This is a genomic window from Ruegeria sp. CDSB113, assembly GCF_059611045.1.
This window is the reverse complement of sequence record NZ_JBXWOU010000014.1, coordinates 86526-107175: the sequence shown is the minus strand read 5'-3', so window position 1 is coordinate 107175 and position 20650 is coordinate 86526. Positions and strand designations below refer to the sequence as shown.

The window sequence follows — 20650 nt, the reverse complement described above, 5'->3', positions numbered from 1 at the left end:
GCATTCACAACTGTGTTTACGGATAGCCCTTACCTTCCACCCCAGCAATCGGTGCCCAATCTGCCAAATCTGCATCCACCCTCTTCTAATTTTCCCGAATTCCTTGCACGATAGCCGGATGAGCGATCCAGCTTTCGAATATGCCCCTATCGGATTGGTCGAGTTGGAAAACCGCATCATCCGACGCTGCAATTTGCAATTCGCCCGCACCTTTGGCGGCGAAGAGGCAGAGTATCGCAATATGCCTCTGCTGCACCTCTACCCCTCGGTCGCGGATTGGGAGAGGATCGGACAGCGAGGCCTGAAAGCGATGCAGGACACAGGATATTACACAGACGAACGGGTCATGCGCCGACGCGACGGGGACTTGTTCTGGTGCCGTGCACGCGGACGATCCCTGACACCGGACGACCCGTTTCGCCATGGCATCTGGAGCTTTTCCGACATCTCCGAAGACCGCCCGCTGGTCGAACTGACAACCCGCGAACGCGAAGTTGCGATCATGTCCTGCCGCGGTCTGTCCGCCAAGGAAATCGGCGTCGAGCTGGGGCTGAGCTATCGCACAATCGAAGCTTACCGCGCCCGTTTGCTGGAGAAGTTCGGCGCACGCAAACTACCGGAACTTGTGGCAAAACTCTCAGGCATGCCCCTCTAATCCGTTTCCCCCTCGAAATATTGGGCAAAACCCCCATCTGACATGCCGAGACTGCGCTTTTCATGACCGTGCGCATAGCTTATAACGCTGCGTAATCAGACCAAAGCCCGCGAGAACAGACGGGCCAAAGGGGAACCGTCGAGGACACTCATGACAGATACCAAACACGAAGCGGATGTGGCATTCATCAAGGCACTGGCCGAACTGCTGCGCGAAAATGACCTGACCGAACTGGAAGTCATGCGCGAATATGGTGACGACGACAGTTTGAATGTCCGCGTCAGCCGTATGTCGCAGGTCGCGCCCGCCCCTGTTCAGATGGCCGTACCGGCAGCGGCGCCAGCACCCGTGGCAGCAGCCGCTGCACCTGTCGAAGCCCCAGCGGCACAGGAAGATCCGGCCAGCCACCCGGGCGCTGTCACCTCGCCCATGGTAGGAACCGTTTATTTGCAGCCCGAACCGGGCGCACCTTCCTTCATCAGCGTCGGTGCATCGGTGTCCGAAGGCGATACTCTGCTGATCGTCGAAGCGATGAAAACCATGAACCACATTCACGCGCCCAAGTCCGGAACCATCAAACGCATTCTGGTCGGTGACGGTGATGCGGTGGAATTCGGCACCCCTCTGGTCATCGTTGAGTAAGGCGGTCCCATGTTCGACAAGATCCTGATTGCCAACCGAGGCGAGATCGCCCTGCGGGTCATCCGCGCTGCCCGCGAGATGGGGATTAAGACGGTCGCCGTCCACTCCACCGCCGATAGCGACGCGATGCATGTGCGCATGGCGGACGAATCGGTCTGCATCGGCCCTCCGCCCAGCCCGCAAAGCTACTTGTCGGTGCCCGCGATCATCTCGGCCTGTGAAATCACTGGCGCGCAGGCGATCCACCCCGGCTATGGCTTCCTGTCCGAGAATGCCGAATTCGTGCAGATCGTCGAAGACCACGGCATCACCTTTATCGGCCCCACCGCCGAGCACATCCGCGTCATGGGCGACAAGATCACCGCCAAGGACACGATGAAGGCGCTGGGTGTGCCTTGTGTTCCGGGTTCGGACGGTGGCGTGCCCGATCTGGAGACGGCCAAGAAAATCGGCGAGGAATTTGGTTACCCAGTCATCATCAAAGCCACCGCCGGTGGCGGCGGTCGCGGCATGAAAGTCGCGATGAGCGCGGATGAGATGGAAAGCGCATTTATGACCGCGCGCGCCGAGGGCAAAGCCGCCTTTGGCAATGACGAGGTCTATATTGAGAAATACCTGACCACGCCCCGCCATATCGAGATCCAGGTCTTTGGTGACGGCAAGGGCAAGGCTGTGCATCTGGGCGAACGCGACTGCTCGCTGCAGCGCCGCCACCAGAAGGTGTTTGAAGAGGCACCCGGCCCCAGCATCACCCCGGAAGAACGCGCCAAGATCGGTAAAGTCTGCGCGGACGCCGTAGCAAAGATCAACTATATCGGCGCCGGAACCATCGAGTTCTTGTATGAGAACGGCGAGTTCTACTTCATCGAGATGAACACCCGCCTGCAGGTGGAACACCCGGTGACCGAGGGCATCTTTGGTGTCGATCTGGTGCGCGAACAAATTCTCGTCGCAGCTGGCGAACCGATGTCGTTTGGTCAGGACGATCTTGTGATCAACGGTCACGCCATCGAGGTCCGGATCAATGCGGAAAAGCTGCCGAACTTCTCACCCTGCCCGGGCAGAATCTCGGCCTTTCATGCCCCCGGCGGTCTGGGTGTGCGGATGGATTCCGCGCTGTATGATGGGTATTCGATTCCACCATATTACGACTCGCTGATTGCCAAGTTGATCGTACATGGCCGCGACCGGGCCGAGGCGCTGGCACGACTAGATCGCGCATTGGGCGAACTGATCGTAGATGGTATTGATACAACTGTGCCGCTGTTTCATGCATTGCTGCAAGAGCCGGAAATCCACAACGGTGAGTACAACATTCACTGGCTGGAACACTGGCTTGCGACGAATATGGCCCAATAAAACCAAGGGACCAGAGGGCACTTGCGCTCTGGTCCCCGGGTATCGTGCATGAGCCTGACCCCTGAACTTTTGCTACACGGCTATTCCATCGGAATTTTCCCGATGGCCGAGCACCGCGATGACCCGGAACTGTTTTGGGTCGATCCCAAGTTTCGTGGCGTTTTTCCGCTAGATGGCTTTCATATCTCGCGCAGCCTCGCACGCCGCATTCGAAAGTCCGGATATTCCATCAGCATCAACCGCGATTTTGCCGGAGTGGTCGATGGCTGCGCTGATCGGGCAGACACCTGGATCAATGCAGAATTGCGCCACCTTTATCAACAACTCCACCTCGCGGGCCGGGCCCATTCGCTGGAGGTCTGGGATGAGGACGCACTAGTCGGCGGCGTTTATGGCGTTACGCTGGGTGCGGCGTTTTTCGGCGAAAGCATGTTTTCCCGCCGAAAGGATGCTTCGAAAATCGCGCTGGCCTATCTCGTGGATCGCTTGCGCCAAACCGGATTTCGGCTGTTTGATACGCAATTTCTGACCGCTCATCTAGCGTCTCTGGGAGCGATCGAAATTACGCGCACGCAATATCGGAACACGCTTGATGAGGCGGTCAATGCCAGTGCGGATTTCGTAGCAGCAGTGCCTCAGTCGCCCGATGCAGTGATACAGCGCATCACCCAGACGTCATAACGCGCATGGTCCAGCGCGTTCAATGCGGGCGACGTGGCAATCATCCAACCGTCAAACAGTTGATCTGTCCTGCCTTTTTCCCAGATCGTCAGATAGGCAAACGCATCACCGGTTGGGTTGTCCGCTGGATAGCGACAATCGCCCAAGGCCACATCCAACCCAAAAACCGGCAGTGTCTGACCATTCCGCATTTCAACATCGACGGTCTGACCGCTGACCTTGTCCAGACCACGCAGCATTGCGCCAGGACCGGATTGGGCTTTTTGCTGGGCCGTGGACCCCGTCGCGACCAGCAACGCTGCAATCAGGGCAAATCGCTTCATTCGCTTCCGTCCCCAGCGACAAACTTGACCAGCAGGGAAATCAGACTGACGGCACCTTGCGTATCTTCGACCTGATCGCCCGCTTCGAAATAGAACGGCGAACCACCCGGCATAACCTCAACAAAGTTGCCGCCCAGCAGCCCTTCGGAGGAGATGACAATCGCGCTGTCGTCCGGCACCAGAATTCCGTCAGAGATCGAGAAGGTGGTATCGGCGCGATAGGTTTCGGGATTCAGGTCAACACCGGTTACAGTGCCAATCTTGACACCTGCAAGGCGCACGTCAGTGCCGACGCCTACCCCTTCCAGAGACCGAAAAGAAGCCCCCAGTTCGTATCCGCCACTGCTTTGGGACAGCCCCGTGGACTGACTGGCGTAAACGCCAAAGGCGATGGCACAGGCCAGAACGGCCCCACCGACCAGAACTTCGGTTGCATTATAGCTCGACATTGCTCGCCTCGTGTTATTCCGGGCTCCAGGCCTCGTAGTCCTTACGCTCGACCGGGTCCGGGCGGCGCAAAGAACCTGCTGGCGCATAAGCCAAAGCAGAGCCTGTCAGGTTTTCCTGATGCGGTTTTTCCCAGGATTTGTGTTCCAGCGGTTTGTCCGTCGGCGGCTCATCCCAGGTGCGGTGCAGCCAGCCATGCCAATCGGGGTCAACCCGGCTTGCCTCGGCCTCACCATTGAAAATCACCCAACGTCTGCTGTCGTCAGCATTGTGATAAAACACGTTGCCTTCGTCGTCTTCACCGACCTTGATACCCTTACGCGATGTGTAAATCTGCGTGTTCAATGTGGATCCGTTCCACCAGGTCACGGCCCGCAAAAGACTGTTCAGGATTCCCATCAGTTGCCTCCGGCATTTCTGTACCCGCAGATATGGACCAAAGGCGTCCCAAGGTCCAGTGTCACGAGAACCGCACGCCTTATTTCGGCAGAACCGCGGTCACTTCAATCTCGATACGGTCTTTTGGCGTTATGAGATTGCATTCGACAACTGTCGCTGCAGGCGGGTTGTCACCAAATGCGTCCACCAACAACGGCCAGCATAGTTCGAACTCATTCATGTCCGGCAAATAGTAGTTCACCCGAACCACGTCTGCAAAACCGGCTCCAGCCTCGGCCAACGCTCTTCCAATAGCCTCCAGGGACGATTTGCACTGTGCCACGATATCTTCGGGCACGTCATCACCTTGGGCGCAGGTCCCGGCTACGAAGACAAAGCCATTTGCAACCACAGCACGACAATAGCCAACTTTGGCTTCGAATTCGCCGCCAGATGAAATGCGTCTGATTTTCATGCTTCCCTCCAATAGAAAACGGCGCGGTCAATGCCGCGCCGTCTTGGTAATTCTTTTTGTGCCTTACCCTGCCGAAGCTGATTCCGCGGCATCCGCGTAGATGATCAGGGGCTGCTTGTCAGACGACACCGCCTCTTCGTTCACCACCACTTCGGTTACGTTCTTCATGCCCGGAAGTTCGAACATGGTGTCCAGAAGGATATCTTCCAAAATCGAGCGCAACCCGCGTGCGCCGGTTTTGCGTTCAATGGCCTTCTTGGCGATCGACTTGAGCGCATCATCGGTAAAGGCCAGCTCGGCATCTTCCAGTTCGAACAGGCGCTGGTACTGCTTGACCAGAGCGTTCTTGGGCTTGGTCAGGATGGTGACCAGTGCATCTTCGTCCAGATCTTCCAGCGTTGCCAGAACCGGCAGACGTCCGACGAATTCCGGAATCAGGCCGAACCGCAGCAGATCCTCGGGCTCGAGATCCTTGAAAATCTCACCCACGCCGCGTTCATCATTGTCCCGCACGTCCGCGCCAAAGCCCATGGCCGAGCCTTTACCGCGCTGTGCGATGATTTTATCCAGACCTGCAAAGGCACCACCGCAAATGAAAAGGATGTTCGTGGTATCCACTTGCAGGAATTCCTGCTGCGGGTGCTTCCGCCCGCCCTGCGGCGGCACACTGGCCACGGTGCCTTCCATCAGCTTAAGCAGCGCCTGTTGCACACCTTCACCCGACACATCGCGCGTGATGGACGGGTTTTCGGATTTGCGCGTGATCTTGTCGACCTCGTCGATATAGACGATGCCGCGCTGCGCGCGTTCGACATTGTATTCGCTGGATTGGAGCAGCTTGAGGATGATGTTTTCAACATCCTCACCCACATACCCGGCTTCAGTCAGCGTGGTTGCGTCCGCCATTGTGAAAGGAACATCCAGAATACGCGCCAGCGTCTGCGCCAGCAGTGTCTTACCGCAGCCGGTCGGACCGATCAGCAGGATGTTGGACTTGGCCAGCTCAATATCGCTGCCGGCCTTTTGGGCATGGTTCAGACGCTTGTAGTGGTTGTGCACCGCCACCGACAGAACCCGCTTGGCGGTGGCCTGACCGATAACGTAATCGTCCAGCACCTCACAAATGTCTTTCGGCGTCGGAACGCCATCGCTGGATTTCAGGCCACTGGCCTTCGTCTCTTCGCGGATAATGTCCATACACAGCTCGACGCATTCATCGCAGATGAAAACGGTCGGGCCGGCAATCAGCTTGCGCACCTCATGCTGGCTCTTGCCGCAGAAGCTGCAGTAGAGCGTGTTTTTGCCGTCACCGCCTGAATTCGTCGCCATGTTCTACCTTTCGGGCTTCGTCCCTGCGGTCCATGTCGAACCGCGCATGCCACATGTTGGTGCAGCTTAGGCCACCACCGGGGCGGCTACAATCTCAAAAATGGTCCCCACGCCAAGGACGTGGGGAGATATTCTTAGGCCTCGTCGCCGTCCATTTTGGCGCGATTTTCGACGATTTCGTCGATGTGGCCCCAGTCTTTCGCCTCTTCCGGGCTCATGAAATTGTCACGGTCCAGCGCTTTTTCAACCGCCTTTTTGGTCTGGCCGGTATGACGCACGTAAATGTCATAAAGGCGATCCTTCAGCTTTTGCGTCTCGGCCGCGTGAATCATGATGTCGCTGGCCTGGCCCTGATAGCCGCCGCTGGGCTGGTGCACCATGATCCGGCTGTTGGGCAGCGAGAAACGCATTCCCTTCTCGCCCCCGGCCAACAAAACCGACCCCATCGAGGCCGCCTGACCGATCACCAATGTGGAACATTTCGGCTTGATGTACTGCATTGTATCGTAAATCGACAAACCGCTGGTCACCACGCCGCCGGGCGAGTTGATGTACATCGAGATTTCCTTGTTCGGATTTTCAGCCTCAAGATGCAGCAATTGCGCGACGATCAGGTGGCTCATCCCGTCGTGGATCGGACCGTTAATGAAAATGATCCGCTCTTTCAGAAGGCGCGAGAAAATATCATACGCGCGTTCACCCCGGCTGGTCTGCTCGACGACCATGGGAACGAGCGTATTCATATAGGTGTCAACGGGATCGAACATAAGAACCTGCCTGTTTTGCTATGGATCGGGACATTACCCGAAGAAACGTTACCCGAGTCTTAGTGTCGCCACGGGGGGGCTGCAAGGGGGGCGCAACAGATCGCACTCCAACCGTCCACAATAGGTGGATAGTCTGATGTCGAACGCACAGAAGCGGCAGCGGTCAATGCCCGGTTTGACGCGCTTGTTTATAAGTTCCCCTTTTCACATCACGTCATTTTGATCCATGCATATGGAAATTCATGCACAGAACGTGTAGCAATGCGAACCGCTTTAGCGAACCACTCACAAAAGTACCCCCACACCAGGGCCCAAAAGGAAAAGCACCAATGGCATTGCCTCAGATTTCACAAAATATGACGTCTGACGATTTCGACCGGATGGCGGGAAATGCGACCCGCGCATCGAATTTCCTCAAGGCAATCAGTCACGAAGGCCGATTGATGATCTTGTGCCATCTGGTCTCTGGCGAAAAATCCGTGACCGAGCTTGAGGATCTACTGTCCGCACGACAAGCGGCTGTCTCGCAGCAGCTGTCCCGCCTTCGACTGGAAGGCCTTGTGATTCCGCGACGCGAAGGCAAGGCTATTTACTACCGTCTTGCTGATGACAGACCGCGCCGTATGCTGGAAGTGGTGTACGAGCTGTTTTGCGGCGACCAGAAGGACTGATTTCGTTTACCTTTCCACCGCACCTGACGCGTTGCTCCAGTCACTCCGACCCGAACAATTTGACGCCGGTGCGGCCATACCCCGCATTCGCAACCCATGCGGTCAATTTGGTCTGCGGATTCCTGTTTCCACGCCCCTTGCAAGCGCCGTAAAATACTGGTTCCAGCAAATAAAAGCTGCTACGCCATGTATAGGAAATCAAATGGAGATACTGATGATCCGAGCAATTCTAGTAGGGCTGGCAATGTTTACCCTTGCAGCGTGCGAGACGACTAAGGGTGCAGGCAAGGATATCGAAAAAGCAGGCGATGCCATCCAGGAAGCCGCGACAGACGTTCAGCAGAATATCTGACGCGATTCAGGATGTTGCGAACGCGCGACTTCCACATACAAGATATGGTTGAAGATCGCAGCCAACCAAGGTACACTCCTTGGCACAGGTGCATAGACGCGGCATTGCATATCTGACACTTCGGGGTTCTTGTGCATCCACAAGAACCCCGTTCCCGTTTTGCAGGGGGCAGAGTGGCAGCCTGTTGAAACCAGAGAAAAGGAAAAGGCGTCAGGTGCGCAGACGCGGTCCATGCATGTACCCTTGCGGATACTCCTGACGCCTTGCCGGGTCGATGCGCCCGAGGGACGCTCCGATCCAGTTGCCCCGACCCTGTTACAGGCCACGGCTGCTGCTCGGCATCCTAAGATGCTTTGCAGCACGCATCGACCTTCTGAGAGTCTGATCACCTGACCCGGGTCTGACACCCAATTCAGCTGACCATCCACCGGTAAGCCTCTGCATATAAAAGCTAATCCTAAGACTTGCCTTTATTGCCTCGACCCCCTTTGGTCATTGCGTCCCACCCTGGTTCCTAAGAACCGTTGCGGTAATAGAACTGTTACATCCGGGTCATATTCCGACAAGAAAATAGCACTGCAGCATGAGAATTAGACGGGGATAAAGTGTTGATATCCGCCGGGAGAAAATTGTGGATAACTCCGGAAATCGAAACGCCGTGCGGTCTTGGCGATGGAAAACACTGAATTCGACGAAATGACCCGATTTTCCTGACTTTCTGCACCTGCAAAGGCCATTTCACTGCCAATCACGGATATTCATAGCCTCAGAGCATCGAATCAGACGCATCCGCGCGTACCATTGCCTGGCCAGAGATGATCAAAGAAACTGGGGCCGGACGGCCCTCAGACCACGAGCAACACCGCGCTGAAGGTTCGCGAGAGCCTAAACCACAGTTGCCAGGGAACGCCGCAATCCGGCACCGTGTGTTCAGGACCCTGTCACTTGCAGCCAAGATGCCGCCCGACCCGTCCCCCCTGAAGGGACGCTGTGTCCGTTTATGAGAAGCGTTCCGACCCGACCGAGATTACCTACTACGCGCTGCAACACGGTGCAGCCAGTACCCCCTACAGCCGATCGGGCCGGAAACGCTTCAGTTCACCTGACGTTCGAGCACAACGCTGTACGTTGTCCCGCGACGCAGGCTACGGAAATCCGCGTAAATCTTGCCGTCCTGATAGCGCGCATCCACAAGCGCATTCACACCCACCTGCGGATCGGCCGAGCTTTCGACGATGCCGATGGTGCCCGACCCGTCCAGACTGATGGTGCCGGTGGCGTCAAACACGCGCCAGTCTGTGCCAGCATCCGGTCGCCACATGCTGGGCCCCCAGAACAGATTGTCCTGCTGCTGCTGAATATCCAGCAGCCACTCTCCCTGATGAAAGCGCGGTGCATCGCCGGTAGTCACCCGAGACGGCGAAACCTTGGTATAGGTGCCTGTCCAGGCACCGCGCAGATCGGGTGTGGTCTCGGCCATCGAGGCCGTGGCAAGGCTGAGGCTTGTCGCCAGAGCGGCTGCTCCGGCAGTCATATATCTGGTCATGGGCTCTCCTCCAAAGTTCAGGGCCGTTGCTGGCCTGTTGAACAGATTGGAAGGGAGTGCGCGGGTTGCAACTTACCTGAGGGAAACTTCATAAACCGGTAATGTTTACCTCAGGCCCAGGCGAGCGCGGTGCCGAGGATGACCAGACCGATCCCCGCGACTTCGCGATACGAGAAGTTCTCGCCGAACAGAAAGAATGAGGCGATGGCGATCAGAACGACCTCGGCCCCCAGAATGCCGGTATAGATGATGCCCAACCGCTCGTCGCGCAGCGCAGCAAGTTCCAGCGTTGCCCCGGCCAGCAGGGTTGCGACGATCAGCAGGCCAAGTCCTACGCCGGGGAGTTTCCACCAGAACTTCATCGCGATCATGGCCACGGAATAGAGACCCGCCGACCCGAGGGCGATAAGGGGGATCATGGATGTGGACATTTGGGCCTCCCGCAGAGGGTTCCGTTGGGTCAAGTGTAGCAGGAGGGTGCGGTTGCGGCTGTGAGGTGGGTCACAGTGGAGCGATCAGCAAAACCGAGGGCAGCGCCGCGCGTTTTGCTGAAGGCAAACCTTCGGTTTGACGGGGACGGCGCGGCCCGGAGTTATTGCCGTGCGGCTTGGCTTGTTTTTGAGCGTCACCCTATGGCGCAGTCAGCAGAGACCCAGCCATAGGCAACAGAACTTAAACTCCGCTTGTTCTGCCAGCCAGTTTGTTTGCGACGCCGACTAGAGACGAAATCAAAGCGCCGCCCTTGTATTCAAATTCTTGACCAGACAGGTTTTTCATTTGCTCTCTCAGCAAGTCCATCTTCAATGCTGTTTCCTTGTTGAATATCTCTTCGTCTGATAATTCTGTATCCTTGGCAGATGCTGCTGAAACATCTTTTGCAATTATGCTGAGTTTCGAAAACTCCAAACGCTGTCGGTTGATTCGAACAATTTCAGAAATTAACCTTCCAACAATATATCCACATGATTCAATCAACGCAGCGGCGACTACTACAAATGGAAGGCGCGTAAGGAATATCGTCCAAACGTTAACATCTTCCTCGACACGCCAAAGCTGTGTTAAATCAATAGCGCTTGAAAACATTGCGGATAATACGATGAACATGATGACGACAAATGGAACTGAAATTCCAATGTACCAGTAGATACTTCTATTTCCCTCCTTGACGAACCCCACGATTTCACTCGGAAACAACCTAACCTCCCGTGTAAGTTCGTTCAGCTCTGATTGGACCGTGCTTGTATCTGCTCTTAAAGATCTGAGTTTCTCTTGCTGAATTGATACATCGCTAATCGCGTCTTTTATTTTCGATTCGTTTTCCAAAATTTCCAGCTTTGATTTCGAAATCGAATCTTGCAACTCGTTCCTTTGCGCAGTGAGTTTTCCAACTTCCGATTGAATAGAGCTCGCTTGACTTTTTAAATTAGTAACTTCATCAATTGCGTTTTCTAGCCGTATTTCTTTCTCGGCAACTGTGTTCTCCCTTGCTTTGATATTGCTAATTTCATTTTCATAAGCACGAAGCTCGCTGAGCGATAGTCCACTCGCAGCTACAGACACGATTTTCTTCCCGGGAAAAATCTTATCCGGTGGCCGAAACTTAAATTTACTGACTAGTTTCTTTACCGAAAGCGCGGAGACCCCATCTTCAACAGTCACCTTTTCCAACAAGTGCTCTTGGTCAACACAAATTACTTCTACTTCAAAATCCCGCAGTCTTGAGTAACCTTCGCTACTTATTCTTATTTCCTCAATGAAAGCGGGTTCTTCGAGTTCAAACTCATACCAACGATGCTGCCCTGATAAGGTGCCTTCTTCGCGCTCGTTATTGATAAGTTTGGTAGTTTTATTCCCACGCTTGGAAAAAAATGACACATCCAAGGGATGTGCTTTGGGTAGATCACTAACTGTCACAATACTTGCCTCAAATTGTCGTTCGAGGCGAATTTACTCCGAGTTTGAACCTGTTTACAACCGTGACAAGAAAGGTGTCACCCACAAGATTCCAAATACGAGCATTAAGCTTAAGCACGAGTACTTGAGGCAGTTGGCTGCACCAAGCGCTTTCGCCCACCCACCGAAAAAATGGACAGCCTTAGCTATCCATTTTCAATGCAGAGATGAAGGCTTCCTGTGGGATATCGACCTTCCCGAACTGACGCATTTTCTTCTTACCCGCTTTCTGCTTATCCAGCAGTTTGCGTTTCCGCGTGGCGTCGCCTCCGTAGCATTTGGCGGTCACGTCCTTGCGCAGCGCCGAGAGAGTCTCGCGCGCGATGACTTTGCCTCCGATGGCGGCCTGGATCGGGATTTTGAACATGTGGCGCGGGATCAGGTCTTTGAGCTTCTCGCACATCGCCCGGCCTCGCATCTCGGCCCGGTCGCGGTGAACCATGGTCGACAGCGCATCGACCGGCTCGTCATTCACCAGCACCGACATCTTGACCAGCGCGTCCTCGGTATAACCGGTCATCTGGTAATCAAACGACGCATAACCTTTGGTCACCGATTTCAGGCGGTCGTAGAAGTCAAAGACAACCTCGTTCAGCGGCAGGTCATATACAACCATGGCGCGGCTGCCCGCATAGGTCAGGTCCATCTGGATACCGCGGCGGTCCTGACACAGTTTCAGCACGTCGCCCAGGAATTCATCGGGCACCAGAATGGTCGCCTTGATGCGCGGTTCCTCGATATGATCGACCTTGGACGGGTCGGGCATGTCGGCGGGGTTGTGGAGCTCGATCATCTCGCCGTCTTTCATGTAGACGTGATAGATCACCGACGGGGCCGTCGTGATGAGCTCGATATCATATTCGCGTTCGATGCGGTCGCGGATGACCTCAAGATGCAAGAGGCCGAGGAAACCGCAGCGGAAGCCAAAGCCAAGTGCGGCCGAGGTTTCCATTTCAAAGCTGAAGCTGGCGTCGTTCAGGGCCAGTTTGTCAATCGCGTCGCGCAGGTCTTCAAATTCGGAACTGTCGACGGGGAACAGGCCACAGAACACCACGGGTTGGGCGGGTTTAAAGCCGTCCAGCGCGATTTCGGTGCCGTTGCGGTCGTTGGTGATGGTGTCACCGACCCGTGTGTCGCGGACCTGTTTGATCGAGGCCGTGAGGAAGCCGATCTCACCAGGGCCGAGGCTGTCGACCATCTCCATCTCGGGGCGGAATACGCCGACGCGGTCGACATGATGCAGGGTGTTGTTCGACATGAACTTGACCCGCATTCCCTTTTTCAGCGTGCCGTCCATGATCCGGACCAGCACGATGACGCCGAGATAGGCGTCGTACCAACTGTCGACCAGCATCGCCTTGAGCGGCGCGTCGAGCGTGCCCTTGGGCGCAGGCAGATGGGTGACGATGGACTCCAGTGTCTCGTGGATGCCCTGCCCGGTTTTGGCCGAAACCTGTATGGCCTCGGACGCGTCGATGCCAATCACATCCTCGATCTGTTCCGCCACGCGGTCACAATCGGACGCAGGCAGATCGATCTTGTTCAGCACCGGAACGATGTCATGATCGGCGTCGATGGCTTGATAGACATTCGCCAGCGTCTGCGCCTCGACCCCTTGGGTCGAGTCCACGACCAGCAGCGAGCCCTCGACCGCGCGCATGGACCGCGAGACCTCATAGGCAAAGTCCACGTGGCCGGGGGTGTCGATCAGGTTCAGCACGTATTGCTCGCCATTGTCGGCGGTATAGTCGATGCGGACGGTGTTGGCCTTGATAGTGATGCCGCGCTCGCGCTCGATATCCATGCTGTCGAGCAGCTGTTCCTTCATGTCACGATCCTTGACCGTCCCGGTCTCTTGGATGAGCCGGTCAGCAAGGGTGGATTTGCCATGGTCGATATGCGCGACGATGGAGAAATTGCGGATATGAGCGAGGTCTGTCATGGGTTGGGATATGTCCGGAGATTGGGGCCTCGTCAAGCCGTGAAGCGTTGCAGAAAAGGCTGCTATGGTGTCTTTCTGCTCTGACGCATTTACCCAAAATCAGCCAGTGGGTAGGATAGTGGCGCTGAATGGCCGGCACACCAACAAGAAAGCAGAGTAGTCTTTGGCCAATTATTCGATATTCGTGCTGGGTGAAAGCCAGCTTTCAATCTCTGTTTCGCAGGGGTTGGATGGTTTGGACCAGGGCACAGGTATACACCTTATCGGACAGACCATCACGATTGACACGCGAACCGCTACCGAGGTCTTCATCAGCGATGGCGGTAGCGACACGGATTTTGCCGACAATGATACCAATCAGCTCCTTGACGGTGATCAAACTATCGACGGCGTCAACTTCAACGACGGTACTCGGGTTGAGGCTGAATACGGCATTACGCTGACGGATGGTACAAACACGTGGCAGGCCATTGCGTTCAACGTGAACAACTCGTCCCCATCCTATGCGACGGTGGAGGGGATCGCCTTCATCGGTGGCCCGGGGGAGTTTCCTCCAGCAGGCGTTACACTGACGGTTGTTGACACCCAGGAAGGTCCAAGCTTTGCGGTTGCGGACTACGTCACGCCGATCTGTTATGGCAGCGGCACATTGATAGAAACCCAAAATGGCTATGCCCGTGTCGAGACATTGCGTCCGGGCGACAAGGTTTGGACGCAGGACAATGGCTATCAATCGGTGAAATGGGTCGGATCGCAGGATGTCATAGCGGCAGGACGTTTCAGGTTGGTCGAGGTTCCGACCGGAATAATATTTAACTTCTCGCCACTAAAGGTTTCGCAACAGCATAGGTTGGTAATCGCGCATCCAGTAGCGGAACTGTTGTTCGCAGCACCCGAGGTGTTTGTGCCAGCGATCAGTTTCGTAGATGCAGGCGTTGCGACCCTGTCCAACGAGAAAACTGCCTGTTATCACCACGTACTGCTGGACAACCACAGTATTATCCGCGCCAATGGCGCCGCATCCGAGAGCCTTTTGTCAACGCCAACGACCCAATGTGATGACCCCGACAGATTGTTCTTTCGTGACCTCGCAGGGTGCGCGGCAGGCCCAATGGAAACTGCCCGACCGGCTTTGACCCGAACCGAGGCGGCGCTGTTGCTGCGAAACATCTTGGCCATTGATCACAATTCCAGTTTGATTCATACTCCGCCTCAGACCGAGAGGGGCATCAGACCCGTCCGGGCAGGCAAATACGAGGCATGAGCATGAAAAAGTTCCTCTTAATCGCATTCTGTGCCACGTCGCTGACGGCGGTGGCTCCGGTTGTGGACGCGGCGCAGATTAAACGGGCGTGTCTGGCGTCTGACCGGTCGGCGGCGACGCGGGATCGGTGCAGTTGCATTCAGCGGGTGGCCAACCAGGCGTTGACCCGCAGTGATCAGAAGACCGTTGCCAAGTGGTTCCGCGACCCGCATCAGGCCCAAGAGCTCAAGATGTCACAGACCGCGCGCGACGATGCGCTGTGGGACCGGTATCGGAACTTTGGTCAGATGGCGCAGGCGATCTGCAACTAGGCTGATCAATCCTTGACCTGACCCGAACTGCGCCCCAGAAAGGCGCAGCGAAAGGGATATCTGATGGTTATGAAAGGGCTGACCCTGCGCGGCCTCGAAGTGTTCGAGGCGTTGGCGCGGACGGGATCGGTGGCGCAGGCTGCCGAAATCACAGGGCTCAGCCAGCCGTCAGTGTCCCAGCAGTTGCGCAATCTGGAAAAGGCGGTGGGCACCGATCTGGTGGATCACGCTCGGCGCCCGATGCGCCTGACGCAGGCCGGTCGCAGCTTTCTGGCCCGCGCGCAGGCGGTTCTGGCCGAGCTGCAGATGGCCCAAAGCGAGTTGACCGTGATGGACTTGGGTCACCTTGCGACCCTGTCTGTCGGCCTGATTGACGATTTCGACAATGACCTAACCCCGCGACTGGCCACTTTGTTGGCCGAAAGTCTGACGCGGTCAAAGTTCAAACTGATCACACTGCCCAGTCTCGACCTGTTCGAAGAACTTGAGGCGCAACGCCTTCAGCTTGTGGTGTCAGCCCATAGCGGCGAGGTGCTGGAAGGCGTGGTTGAATACCCGCTGGTTCGCGATCCCTTCATTCTGGTGACGCCCAAAGGGGCCGAAAACGCCATGCAGGATCTGCCCTTCCTACGCTATGCCCGCGAGCAGTTGATCAGCCGCCAGATTGAGGCCCATCTGGCGCGCCAGCAGCTGGAATTTGAAGAACGGTTCGAAATCGGTTCACATCTGGCGCTGATGGCAATGGTCGCGCGCGGCCTCGGCTGGGCGATCACGACGCCGCTGGGCTATATGCGGGCGGCGCGATTCCATGACGGGCTTGAGGCACACCCTGCCCCGATCGGAGATGTTTCGCGGACGATTTCCTTATTCACCCGCACCGACTGGTCTGGTCAGGTTCCGCAAGAGGTCGCAGGCATGATGCGCCGCCTTATGGGCAGCCAGATTGTTGACCCGGCCCTTGCACAATTGCCGTGGTTGAATACTCGCCTAAAACTGATGAGCTAGCTGCGCAGATGCGCGTCGAGACCTTCGACCGCTGCCTCGATTAGATCCAATGCTCCATCGAAGTCACGTGTATAGTATGGGTCCGGGACGTGGTCTGTGCCGATATGTGGCGCAAAATCCGTCAGCAGACGCACTGGGGTTTCGTTCCCGGCTGGCCTCAATGCCTCAATATCCGCGATGTTGTCGGCATCCATCCCGATGATCAGATCGAACCTATCGAAATCCACGGTTGTGAATTGCCGCGCTCGTAAATCATCAAGCTTTATGCCGCGCGACTGAGCTGCCTTTTGCATCGGCCCATAAGGTGGGTCACCGATGTGCCAACCCGACGTCCCAGCACTATCAGTGGTGTGATGTGGCGCGCGGGTGCGAAAAACACCTTCGGCGGCGGGAGAACGGCAGATATTGCCCAGACAGACGAACAAGATACGGTGGGTCATGAACCACGGTGTAACGCGAAGGGCCAAGATGGAAAAGATCGTCATTCTGACAGGGGCCGGGATTTCCGCCGAAAGCGGGTTGGGCACGTTCCGCGACGAGGGCGGTTTGTGGGCCCAGCACCGGATCGAAGACGTTGCCACGCCCGAGGGGTTCGCGCGCGATCCAGCACTGGTGCATGGGTTTTACAATGCCCGCCGCGTACAGGCCGCCGAAGCGCAACCTAACGCGGCCCACGATGCACTTGCCCGACTACAGCAGGACTGGCCAGGCGAGGTTGTGATCGTCACACAAAACGTTGACAGCCTGCACGAGGCCGGTGGCGCGCAGGATGTGATCCACATGCACGGAACGCTGGCCGGAGCGCTTTGCGCGGCCTGTGGCCACCGCTGGACGGCACCGCCCGAGATGGCCGTGGGCGAGCCCTGCCCCGCCTGCGCGTCCTCCACTGCGCGTCCGGATGTGGTCTGGTTTGGTGAGATGCCTTATCACATGGATGCCATCTATGATCATCTGGCAGGCGCAAGCATCTTCGCCGCCATCGGCACTTCAGGTCAGGTCTATCCCGCCGCGGCTTTCGTGCACGAGGCCATGATGTCCGGAGCAAGAACTGTCGAACTGAACCTCGAGCCGTCGACCGGCGCTTCCAGTTTCGACGAAGTCATACTGGGCCCCGCAACAGAAGCCGTTCCACGCTGGGTTGATAAGATCCTAAACTCGCAGTAGGGCGATACCCGCAGACAAGCGGCGAATTTCCTTGCTATACTAGTGCCCTAACAACCCGAGAGGTCCCCATGACAGACCCAAAAAACCAACAAGGTGAAATCCTTGACGATGACAGGCTCGATACGCGTGGCGCCCTTGGTGATCAGCTAACAGACCTGTGGTGGACATTCTTGCTGCGCGGAATCCTTGCCGGTGCGCTCGGGATCGCAGCGCTATTCTGGCCGACGGGCAGCATCTCTTTGCTGATCCGTCTGGTGGGCCTGCTGCTGGTCCTCGATGGCGGCCTGACGCTGCTGGGGTTTGGTCGACGTGGCCTGATTGGCGGTTTCGGCATCGGGGCGCTTCTGATCGGACTGATCCTGCTGATCTGGCCGGAAGGCGTCGCGCGCCTCGCGTTCTTCCTGCTGGGAGCCTGGGCTTTGATTGTCGGGATTGGCTCGTTGATGGCGTGGCGGCAATTGCCCGATGCACACCCGGACGCATCCACCATGCGCAACTCCGGCATTGTCGCGTTGGTGATCGGCCTCGTTTTGGTGTTTTCGCCGGTCATCGGAATGTTGGCGCTCGGTTGGGCGATTGCTTTCTCGGCACTGGCTGTTGCTGCCGTGATGCTCTGGCTGGCCATGCGCTTCAAACGCGCCCATGACCGCGTGGCGATGCGGGTGGTCAACCGCTGAACCTTTTCAACAACGACAACAGGCCGGGAATTTCCCGGCCTGACGCATGGATGACGGCCGCAACGCGGCCCGAGTTCCGGCGTAGCGCTAGTTCGAATGCGAACCGTGACCGCCGGTGTCCTTACGCACCAAATCCACCGGAATCTCGATCTCGACCTCGCCTGCTGTCTCGAAGATCAGCGTAACGGGAACCATTGCATCTTGTTCAAACGGGGCTGTCAGGCCCATGAACATCACGTGGTCGCCGCCGCGCTTCAGCATGTGCGTTTCACCCGCCGGGATGGCAATGCCTTCTTCGACATGGGTCATTTTGGCGACGCCATTTTCGTCGACAATATGGGTGTGCAGCTCGACCCGAGCTGCGGCGTCCGATTCCACGCCGATCAAACGGTCATCGGTCGCGCCGGTGTTCTGGATCATCATGAAGGCCGCGCCAGCTTTGGCCGTTTTGCCAGATGAACGGGCATATGCGTCATCAACGGTGATTGTGTCCTGCGCAAAAGCGGCGGTAGCAATGGTTGCGGCGGCAAGGGTGGCCAGCAGTCTGGATGTGAGGGACATAGCGCCTCTCCTGTAGTTTGGTGTTTGATAAGAATTTTAATTAATCAAACGCTTGCAGGAGGTGCTCGGGCTGGTTGAGACGGTATAGGCAGAGCGATCAGATTCTCCGCCATACGCGATGGCATGGGTCGATCGATTTCCGGGGCCACCGGCAAGGACGGCTCCGCAATGCTCACCGCGCCCAACAGGTTCAACGCATAATCCGGACAGAAGTGCGGGGCCCTTGTCGGTTGCCCTTCGGCATCCATATAGACCACAACCGGCCCCGTGCCGGTGCACAACACCATATGCCCGACCGCACGGTCCATACCACGTGATGCAGCAACGCCCTGCCCGGTCAAAACGACCAGCAGCGACAGCACAAACGGCAGAACTCTGTTCAGAACGGGTTTCATCCTGTCCCCGATATAGGCCAGAGACAAAACGGGCTTCAAGCGCAATCAGACACGCCTGAAGCCCAGGGCCGGGAGGACAATGTCAGCGGTCCAGTTCCGGACGCTTGACGGACCCTTTTGTCAGGCTTGTATGCAGCCGATTCACCCGACGCTGCATCCGCAGACATGCCCCAAACGTTTTGCCGAAAAAGTCGGCCAGAAGGGAGAAAGAAGGTAATGATTTGAACGACATGAGGTTGAACTCCGCCAGATGAATATGCCTAAACATAATACGGGTAGAGCAAACGGTATGTGAACAATTTCACCCAATGCGAAAATTTAATTCCAAATTGAGAACAGCACTCTGCACAAAACGAAAAAGCCCTGCACCATAAGGTACAGGGCCTGAATTCTTTCAGGAAAAAAGGTCTTAGGCCGAAGCTTGCGCCTTGGCGATTTCCTTTTTCACTTTCAATGCGTTGTTGGACAGCTCATCGTCCTTGGCTTTCGCCAGGAACGCGTCCAGACCACCACGGTGGTCCACCGAACGCAGGGCAGCCGCCGAGATGCGCAGCTTGACGCCACGGCCCAGCGTTTCCGACTGCAGCGTAACATCGTTCAGGTTGGGCAGAAAACGACGACGAGTTCTGTTTTTGGCATGGCTGACATTGTTGCCAGTCATCGGGCCTTTTCCGGTCAGTTCGCAGCGGCGCGACATGGTTTCTTCCTTTGTTTCTGGAGGCCAGGCATTACACCCTCGGCCAAATCACAAGGGGCACAACCCGAAGTCGCGCCCGAAAACTGGTTGGATGCATGTAGTGGGAATCACAGACGGGGTCAAGCCATATGCCAAGGATTCACAGCACCAAGTTTTCATTTAATTCTCTCAGCCGTTTCAGGGCGTGATTTTCCAACTCAGGGCGACCTGTTTTTGCCGCTGCGGCCGCCAGACGCGCCCAGTAATGGGGGCTTTTCAGTCGTGCTGCACGATGCATATGGATCATTCTTTCCGGTGACAATCGCTGTCGAAGCAGCATTTTCTGCAGCCTGCCATATCCACCGGTTTGTCTTATTACTTTGGTCGCAGGATGACCAGAAAAGCAAAGCCTTACGATTTTCATCGTGGGAAAGGCACCCTGGATCATGCGGGCATTCAGCAAATCAGCGCGGTTGAAAGGATCAACCAGAATGAGGCCGCGCACAGGATAAGAGCGACTCGGCAGCGCCCCAAGATCAGGATCGAATTCAGTCGCCCATTTTTTGAAGCGCGGGTCAAATGGCACGTGTTCTTCAGAAATTGAGAACTGCGGTGAAACAGCAAGAAGAGATTTCAAGTTCAGCGCCCCCGCCAAGCGAAGACCGGCGTAACCACCCATTGAAAAGCCCATCGCCGCGACATGTTCTAGTCCCCGGGTCAGCCGCGACAGGCAGACCTCAAGCTCGGGTGTATCGGAGTTTACATACCAATCATTCAGCCGAGCCTGCACATGCAAATGCGCGTATCCCGCCTGTATGAAAGTTGCCGCTGGCCGGGGTTCCGAAAACTGTCCTGGATCAGACACCCGGTGGCGAAAGGTGACATACAAGCGAGACTGACCTGGATTGAAAAGCGTGGCACGCAGTCGATTTCCATCAAAAATCCGACATTGCTGCAATCTACAACTGCCCTTTTTTGACCAGAATCGCCTGTCTGATCGGGTTATTTCATTCAGTCCCGTATTCAGAGCGGGTTCTACATGACTGCTTTTTTGGGATTTAAACATCCAAGAGGCGT

Annotated in this window: 26 protein-coding genes; 11 read left to right on the top strand and 15 right to left on the bottom strand. The window is 56.4% G+C overall.

Translation table 11 applies throughout. The features are described from left to right. Window positions 1-118: 118 nt before the first annotated feature. From AC2FIS_RS19815 to aat, 4 genes are all read left to right on the top strand, one after another. Window positions 119-655, top strand: a complete 537-nt coding sequence (locus AC2FIS_RS19815; protein WP_058272193.1) for a LuxR C-terminal-related transcriptional regulator — start codon at window positions 119-121, stop codon at window positions 653-655. 150 nt (window positions 656-805) lie between these two features. Continuing rightward, entirely contained in the window at window positions 806-1297 is a 492-nt protein-coding gene (gene accB, locus AC2FIS_RS19810) for an acetyl-CoA carboxylase biotin carboxyl carrier protein (RefSeq protein WP_496775044.1), read from the top strand. Between the two features lie 9 nt (window positions 1298-1306). After that, the gene (gene accC, locus AC2FIS_RS19805; protein ID WP_496775043.1) at window positions 1307-2656 is read left to right on the top strand and encodes an acetyl-CoA carboxylase biotin carboxylase subunit; all 1350 of its coding nucleotides are present in this window, start codon (window positions 1307-1309) and stop codon (window positions 2654-2656) included. Between the two features lie 48 nt (window positions 2657-2704). Continuing rightward, entirely contained in the window at window positions 2705-3337 is a 633-nt protein-coding gene (gene aat, locus AC2FIS_RS19800; protein WP_496775042.1) for a leucyl/phenylalanyl-tRNA--protein transferase, read from the top strand. Here the strand turns inward: aat and AC2FIS_RS19795 are convergent. The 6 genes from AC2FIS_RS19795 to AC2FIS_RS19770 form a co-directional block, all read right to left on the bottom strand. Further along, window positions 3292-3660 carry a DUF2155 domain-containing protein gene (locus AC2FIS_RS19795; protein ID WP_496775041.1) on the bottom strand — a complete coding sequence of 123 codons (369 nt, stop codon included), beginning with the start codon at window positions 3658-3660 and terminating at the stop codon, window positions 3292-3294. The genes aat and AC2FIS_RS19795 overlap by 46 nt on opposite strands. Then, window positions 3657-4109 carry an outer membrane lipid asymmetry maintenance protein MlaD gene (gene mlaD / locus AC2FIS_RS19790; RefSeq protein WP_108861788.1) on the bottom strand — a complete coding sequence of 151 codons (453 nt, stop codon included), beginning with the start codon at window positions 4107-4109 and terminating at the stop codon, window positions 3657-3659. Before mlaD ends, AC2FIS_RS19795 begins: the two co-directional genes overlap by 4 nt. Window positions 4110-4122: 13 nt before the next feature. Next, window positions 4123-4506 (bottom strand): NADH:ubiquinone oxidoreductase subunit NDUFA12, encoded by a 384-nt coding sequence (locus tag AC2FIS_RS19785; RefSeq protein WP_496775040.1) that lies wholly within the window; start codon window positions 4504-4506, stop codon window positions 4123-4125. A gap of 79 nt (window positions 4507-4585) precedes the next feature. After that, a complete protein-coding gene (locus AC2FIS_RS19780; protein WP_496775039.1) occupies window positions 4586-4960 on the bottom strand; it encodes a Rid family hydrolase in 375 nt (124 codons plus the stop codon). Window positions 4961-5023: 63 nt separating this feature from the next. Then, window positions 5024-6289 carry an ATP-dependent Clp protease ATP-binding subunit ClpX gene (clpX, locus tag AC2FIS_RS19775; RefSeq protein WP_058272201.1) on the bottom strand — a complete coding sequence of 422 codons (1266 nt, stop codon included), beginning with the start codon at window positions 6287-6289 and terminating at the stop codon, window positions 5024-5026. 134 nt (window positions 6290-6423) lie between these two features. Next, window positions 6424-7056, bottom strand: a complete 633-nt coding sequence (locus AC2FIS_RS19770) for an ATP-dependent Clp protease proteolytic subunit (RefSeq protein ID WP_113789317.1) — start codon at window positions 7054-7056, stop codon at window positions 6424-6426. Between the two features lie 329 nt (window positions 7057-7385). Here AC2FIS_RS19770 and AC2FIS_RS19765 point away from each other — a divergent pair, with 329 nt between their 5' ends. After that, window positions 7386-7727 (top strand): ArsR/SmtB family transcription factor, encoded by a 342-nt coding sequence (locus AC2FIS_RS19765; RefSeq protein WP_108861784.1) that lies wholly within the window; start codon window positions 7386-7388, stop codon window positions 7725-7727. A 214-nt stretch (window positions 7728-7941) separates the two neighbouring features. Next, window positions 7942-8079 carry an entericidin A/B family lipoprotein gene (locus AC2FIS_RS19760; protein ID WP_199528492.1) on the top strand — a complete coding sequence of 46 codons (138 nt, stop codon included), beginning with the start codon at window positions 7942-7944 and terminating at the stop codon, window positions 8077-8079. A 1093-nt stretch (window positions 8080-9172) separates the two neighbouring features. Here the strand turns inward: AC2FIS_RS19760 and AC2FIS_RS19755 are convergent. The 4 genes from AC2FIS_RS19755 to lepA all read right to left on the bottom strand — a co-directional run bounded on the left by AC2FIS_RS19755 (window position 9173) and on the right by lepA (window position 13520). Continuing rightward, on the bottom strand, window positions 9173-9625 hold the full coding sequence (locus AC2FIS_RS19755) for a hypothetical protein (RefSeq protein WP_282153495.1): 453 nt from the start codon (window positions 9623-9625) through the stop codon (window positions 9173-9175). Window positions 9626-9735: 110 nt separating this feature from the next. Next, window positions 9736-10056, bottom strand: coding sequence for a hypothetical protein (locus AC2FIS_RS19750; RefSeq protein WP_496775038.1), 321 nt, complete (start codon window positions 10054-10056; stop codon window positions 9736-9738). A gap of 241 nt (window positions 10057-10297) precedes the next feature. Then, the gene (locus AC2FIS_RS19745; protein ID WP_496775037.1) at window positions 10298-11539 is read right to left on the bottom strand and encodes a hypothetical protein; all 1242 of its coding nucleotides are present in this window, start codon (window positions 11537-11539) and stop codon (window positions 10298-10300) included. A gap of 181 nt (window positions 11540-11720) precedes the next feature. Beyond that, a complete protein-coding gene (gene lepA / locus AC2FIS_RS19740; protein WP_496775036.1) occupies window positions 11721-13520 on the bottom strand; it encodes a translation elongation factor 4 in 1800 nt (599 codons plus the stop codon). Between the two features lie 163 nt (window positions 13521-13683). On the opposite strand from lepA, the gene AC2FIS_RS19735 reads away from it, so the two are divergent. The 3 genes from AC2FIS_RS19735 to AC2FIS_RS19725 all read left to right on the top strand — a co-directional run bounded on the left by AC2FIS_RS19735 (window position 13684) and on the right by AC2FIS_RS19725 (window position 16100). Then, window positions 13684-14784 carry a Hint domain-containing protein gene (locus tag AC2FIS_RS19735; protein ID WP_496775035.1) on the top strand — a complete coding sequence of 367 codons (1101 nt, stop codon included), beginning with the start codon at window positions 13684-13686 and terminating at the stop codon, window positions 14782-14784. 2 nt (window positions 14785-14786) lie between these two features. Then, complete coding sequence (locus AC2FIS_RS19730; protein WP_496775034.1) at window positions 14787-15095, top strand: hypothetical protein; 309 nt, start codon at window positions 14787-14789, stop codon at window positions 15093-15095. 63 nt (window positions 15096-15158) lie between these two features. Beyond that, window positions 15159-16100, top strand: coding sequence for a LysR family transcriptional regulator (locus AC2FIS_RS19725; protein ID WP_496722774.1), 942 nt, complete (start codon window positions 15159-15161; stop codon window positions 16098-16100). On the opposite strand, the gene AC2FIS_RS19720 is transcribed toward AC2FIS_RS19725, so the two are convergent. Then, window positions 16097-16540: a low molecular weight protein-tyrosine-phosphatase gene (locus tag AC2FIS_RS19720; RefSeq protein WP_496775033.1), complete on the bottom strand. Its 444-nt coding sequence runs from the start codon at window positions 16538-16540 to the stop codon at window positions 16097-16099. The two genes, AC2FIS_RS19725 and AC2FIS_RS19720, sit on opposite strands and share 4 nt — an antisense overlap. A gap of 28 nt (window positions 16541-16568) precedes the next feature. Here AC2FIS_RS19720 and AC2FIS_RS19715 point away from each other — a divergent pair, with 28 nt between their 5' ends. Continuing rightward, window positions 16569-17264, top strand: coding sequence for an NAD-dependent deacylase (locus AC2FIS_RS19715; RefSeq protein WP_496775066.1), 696 nt, complete (start codon window positions 16569-16571; stop codon window positions 17262-17264). Window positions 17265-17332: 68 nt separating this feature from the next. Beyond that, window positions 17333-17941 carry an HdeD family acid-resistance protein gene (locus tag AC2FIS_RS19710; RefSeq protein WP_496775032.1) on the top strand — a complete coding sequence of 203 codons (609 nt, stop codon included), beginning with the start codon at window positions 17333-17335 and terminating at the stop codon, window positions 17939-17941. Between the two features lie 87 nt (window positions 17942-18028). On the opposite strand, the gene AC2FIS_RS19705 is transcribed toward AC2FIS_RS19710, so the two are convergent. The 4 genes from AC2FIS_RS19705 to AC2FIS_RS19690 all read right to left on the bottom strand — a co-directional run bounded on the left by AC2FIS_RS19705 (window position 18029) and on the right by AC2FIS_RS19690 (window position 20639). Next, a complete protein-coding gene (locus AC2FIS_RS19705; RefSeq protein WP_496775031.1) occupies window positions 18029-18502 on the bottom strand; it encodes a copper chaperone PCu(A)C in 474 nt (157 codons plus the stop codon). Between the two features lie 44 nt (window positions 18503-18546). Continuing rightward, a complete protein-coding gene (locus AC2FIS_RS19700; protein ID WP_496775030.1) occupies window positions 18547-18942 on the bottom strand; it encodes a hypothetical protein in 396 nt (131 codons plus the stop codon). A 364-nt stretch (window positions 18943-19306) separates the two neighbouring features. Next, the gene (rpmB, locus tag AC2FIS_RS19695; RefSeq protein ID WP_058272217.1) at window positions 19307-19594 is read right to left on the bottom strand and encodes a 50S ribosomal protein L28; all 288 of its coding nucleotides are present in this window, start codon (window positions 19592-19594) and stop codon (window positions 19307-19309) included. A 139-nt stretch (window positions 19595-19733) separates the two neighbouring features. Continuing rightward, window positions 19734-20639 (bottom strand): alpha/beta hydrolase, encoded by a 906-nt coding sequence (locus tag AC2FIS_RS19690; RefSeq protein ID WP_496775029.1) that lies wholly within the window; start codon window positions 20637-20639, stop codon window positions 19734-19736. Between the last annotated feature and the right edge of the window lie 11 nt (window positions 20640-20650).

Bases quoted from the DNA above. Each gene is read 5' to 3' on its own strand.
- AC2FIS_RS19815 (WP_058272193.1), top strand. From the start codon at position 119: ATGAGCGATCCAGCTTTCGAATATGCCCCTATCGGATTGGTCGAGTTG.
- accB (WP_496775044.1), top strand. From the start codon at position 806: ATGACAGATACCAAACACGAAGCGGATGTGGCATTCATCAAGGCACTG.
- accC (WP_496775043.1), top strand. From the start codon at position 1,307: ATGTTCGACAAGATCCTGATTGCCAACCGAGGCGAGATCGCCCTGCGG.
- aat (WP_496775042.1), top strand. From the start codon at position 2,705: ATGAGCCTGACCCCTGAACTTTTGCTACACGGCTATTCCATCGGAATT.
- AC2FIS_RS19795 (WP_496775041.1), bottom strand. From the start codon at position 3,660: ATGAAGCGATTTGCCCTGATTGCAGCGTTGCTGGTCGCGACGGGGTCC.
- mlaD (WP_108861788.1), bottom strand. From the start codon at position 4,109: ATGTCGAGCTATAATGCAACCGAAGTTCTGGTCGGTGGGGCCGTTCTG.
- AC2FIS_RS19785 (WP_496775040.1), bottom strand. From the start codon at position 4,506: ATGGGAATCCTGAACAGTCTTTTGCGGGCCGTGACCTGGTGGAACGGA.
- AC2FIS_RS19780 (WP_496775039.1), bottom strand. From the start codon at position 4,960: ATGAAAATCAGACGCATTTCATCTGGCGGCGAATTCGAAGCCAAAGTT.
- clpX (WP_058272201.1), bottom strand. From the start codon at position 6,289: ATGGCGACGAATTCAGGCGGTGACGGCAAAAACACGCTCTACTGCAGC.
- AC2FIS_RS19770 (WP_113789317.1), bottom strand. From the start codon at position 7,056: ATGTTCGATCCCGTTGACACCTATATGAATACGCTCGTTCCCATGGTC.
- AC2FIS_RS19765 (WP_108861784.1), top strand. From the start codon at position 7,386: ATGGCATTGCCTCAGATTTCACAAAATATGACGTCTGACGATTTCGAC.
- AC2FIS_RS19760 (WP_199528492.1), top strand. From the start codon at position 7,942: ATGATCCGAGCAATTCTAGTAGGGCTGGCAATGTTTACCCTTGCAGCG.
- AC2FIS_RS19755 (WP_282153495.1), bottom strand. From the start codon at position 9,625: ATGACCAGATATATGACTGCCGGAGCAGCCGCTCTGGCGACAAGCCTC.
- AC2FIS_RS19750 (WP_496775038.1), bottom strand. From the start codon at position 10,056: ATGTCCACATCCATGATCCCCCTTATCGCCCTCGGGTCGGCGGGTCTC.
- lepA (WP_496775036.1), bottom strand. From the start codon at position 13,520: ATGACAGACCTCGCTCATATCCGCAATTTCTCCATCGTCGCGCATATC.
- AC2FIS_RS19730 (WP_496775034.1), top strand. From the start codon at position 14,787: ATGAAAAAGTTCCTCTTAATCGCATTCTGTGCCACGTCGCTGACGGCG.
- AC2FIS_RS19725 (WP_496722774.1), top strand. From the start codon at position 15,159: ATGGTTATGAAAGGGCTGACCCTGCGCGGCCTCGAAGTGTTCGAGGCG.
- AC2FIS_RS19720 (WP_496775033.1), bottom strand. From the start codon at position 16,540: ATGACCCACCGTATCTTGTTCGTCTGTCTGGGCAATATCTGCCGTTCT.
- AC2FIS_RS19715 (WP_496775066.1), top strand. From the start codon at position 16,569: ATGGAAAAGATCGTCATTCTGACAGGGGCCGGGATTTCCGCCGAAAGC.
- AC2FIS_RS19710 (WP_496775032.1), top strand. From the start codon at position 17,333: ATGACAGACCCAAAAAACCAACAAGGTGAAATCCTTGACGATGACAGG.
- AC2FIS_RS19705 (WP_496775031.1), bottom strand. From the start codon at position 18,502: ATGTCCCTCACATCCAGACTGCTGGCCACCCTTGCCGCCGCAACCATT.
- rpmB (WP_058272217.1), bottom strand. From the start codon at position 19,594: ATGTCGCGCCGCTGCGAACTGACCGGAAAAGGCCCGATGACTGGCAAC.
- AC2FIS_RS19690 (WP_496775029.1), bottom strand. From the start codon at position 20,639: ATGTTTAAATCCCAAAAAAGCAGTCATGTAGAACCCGCTCTGAATACG.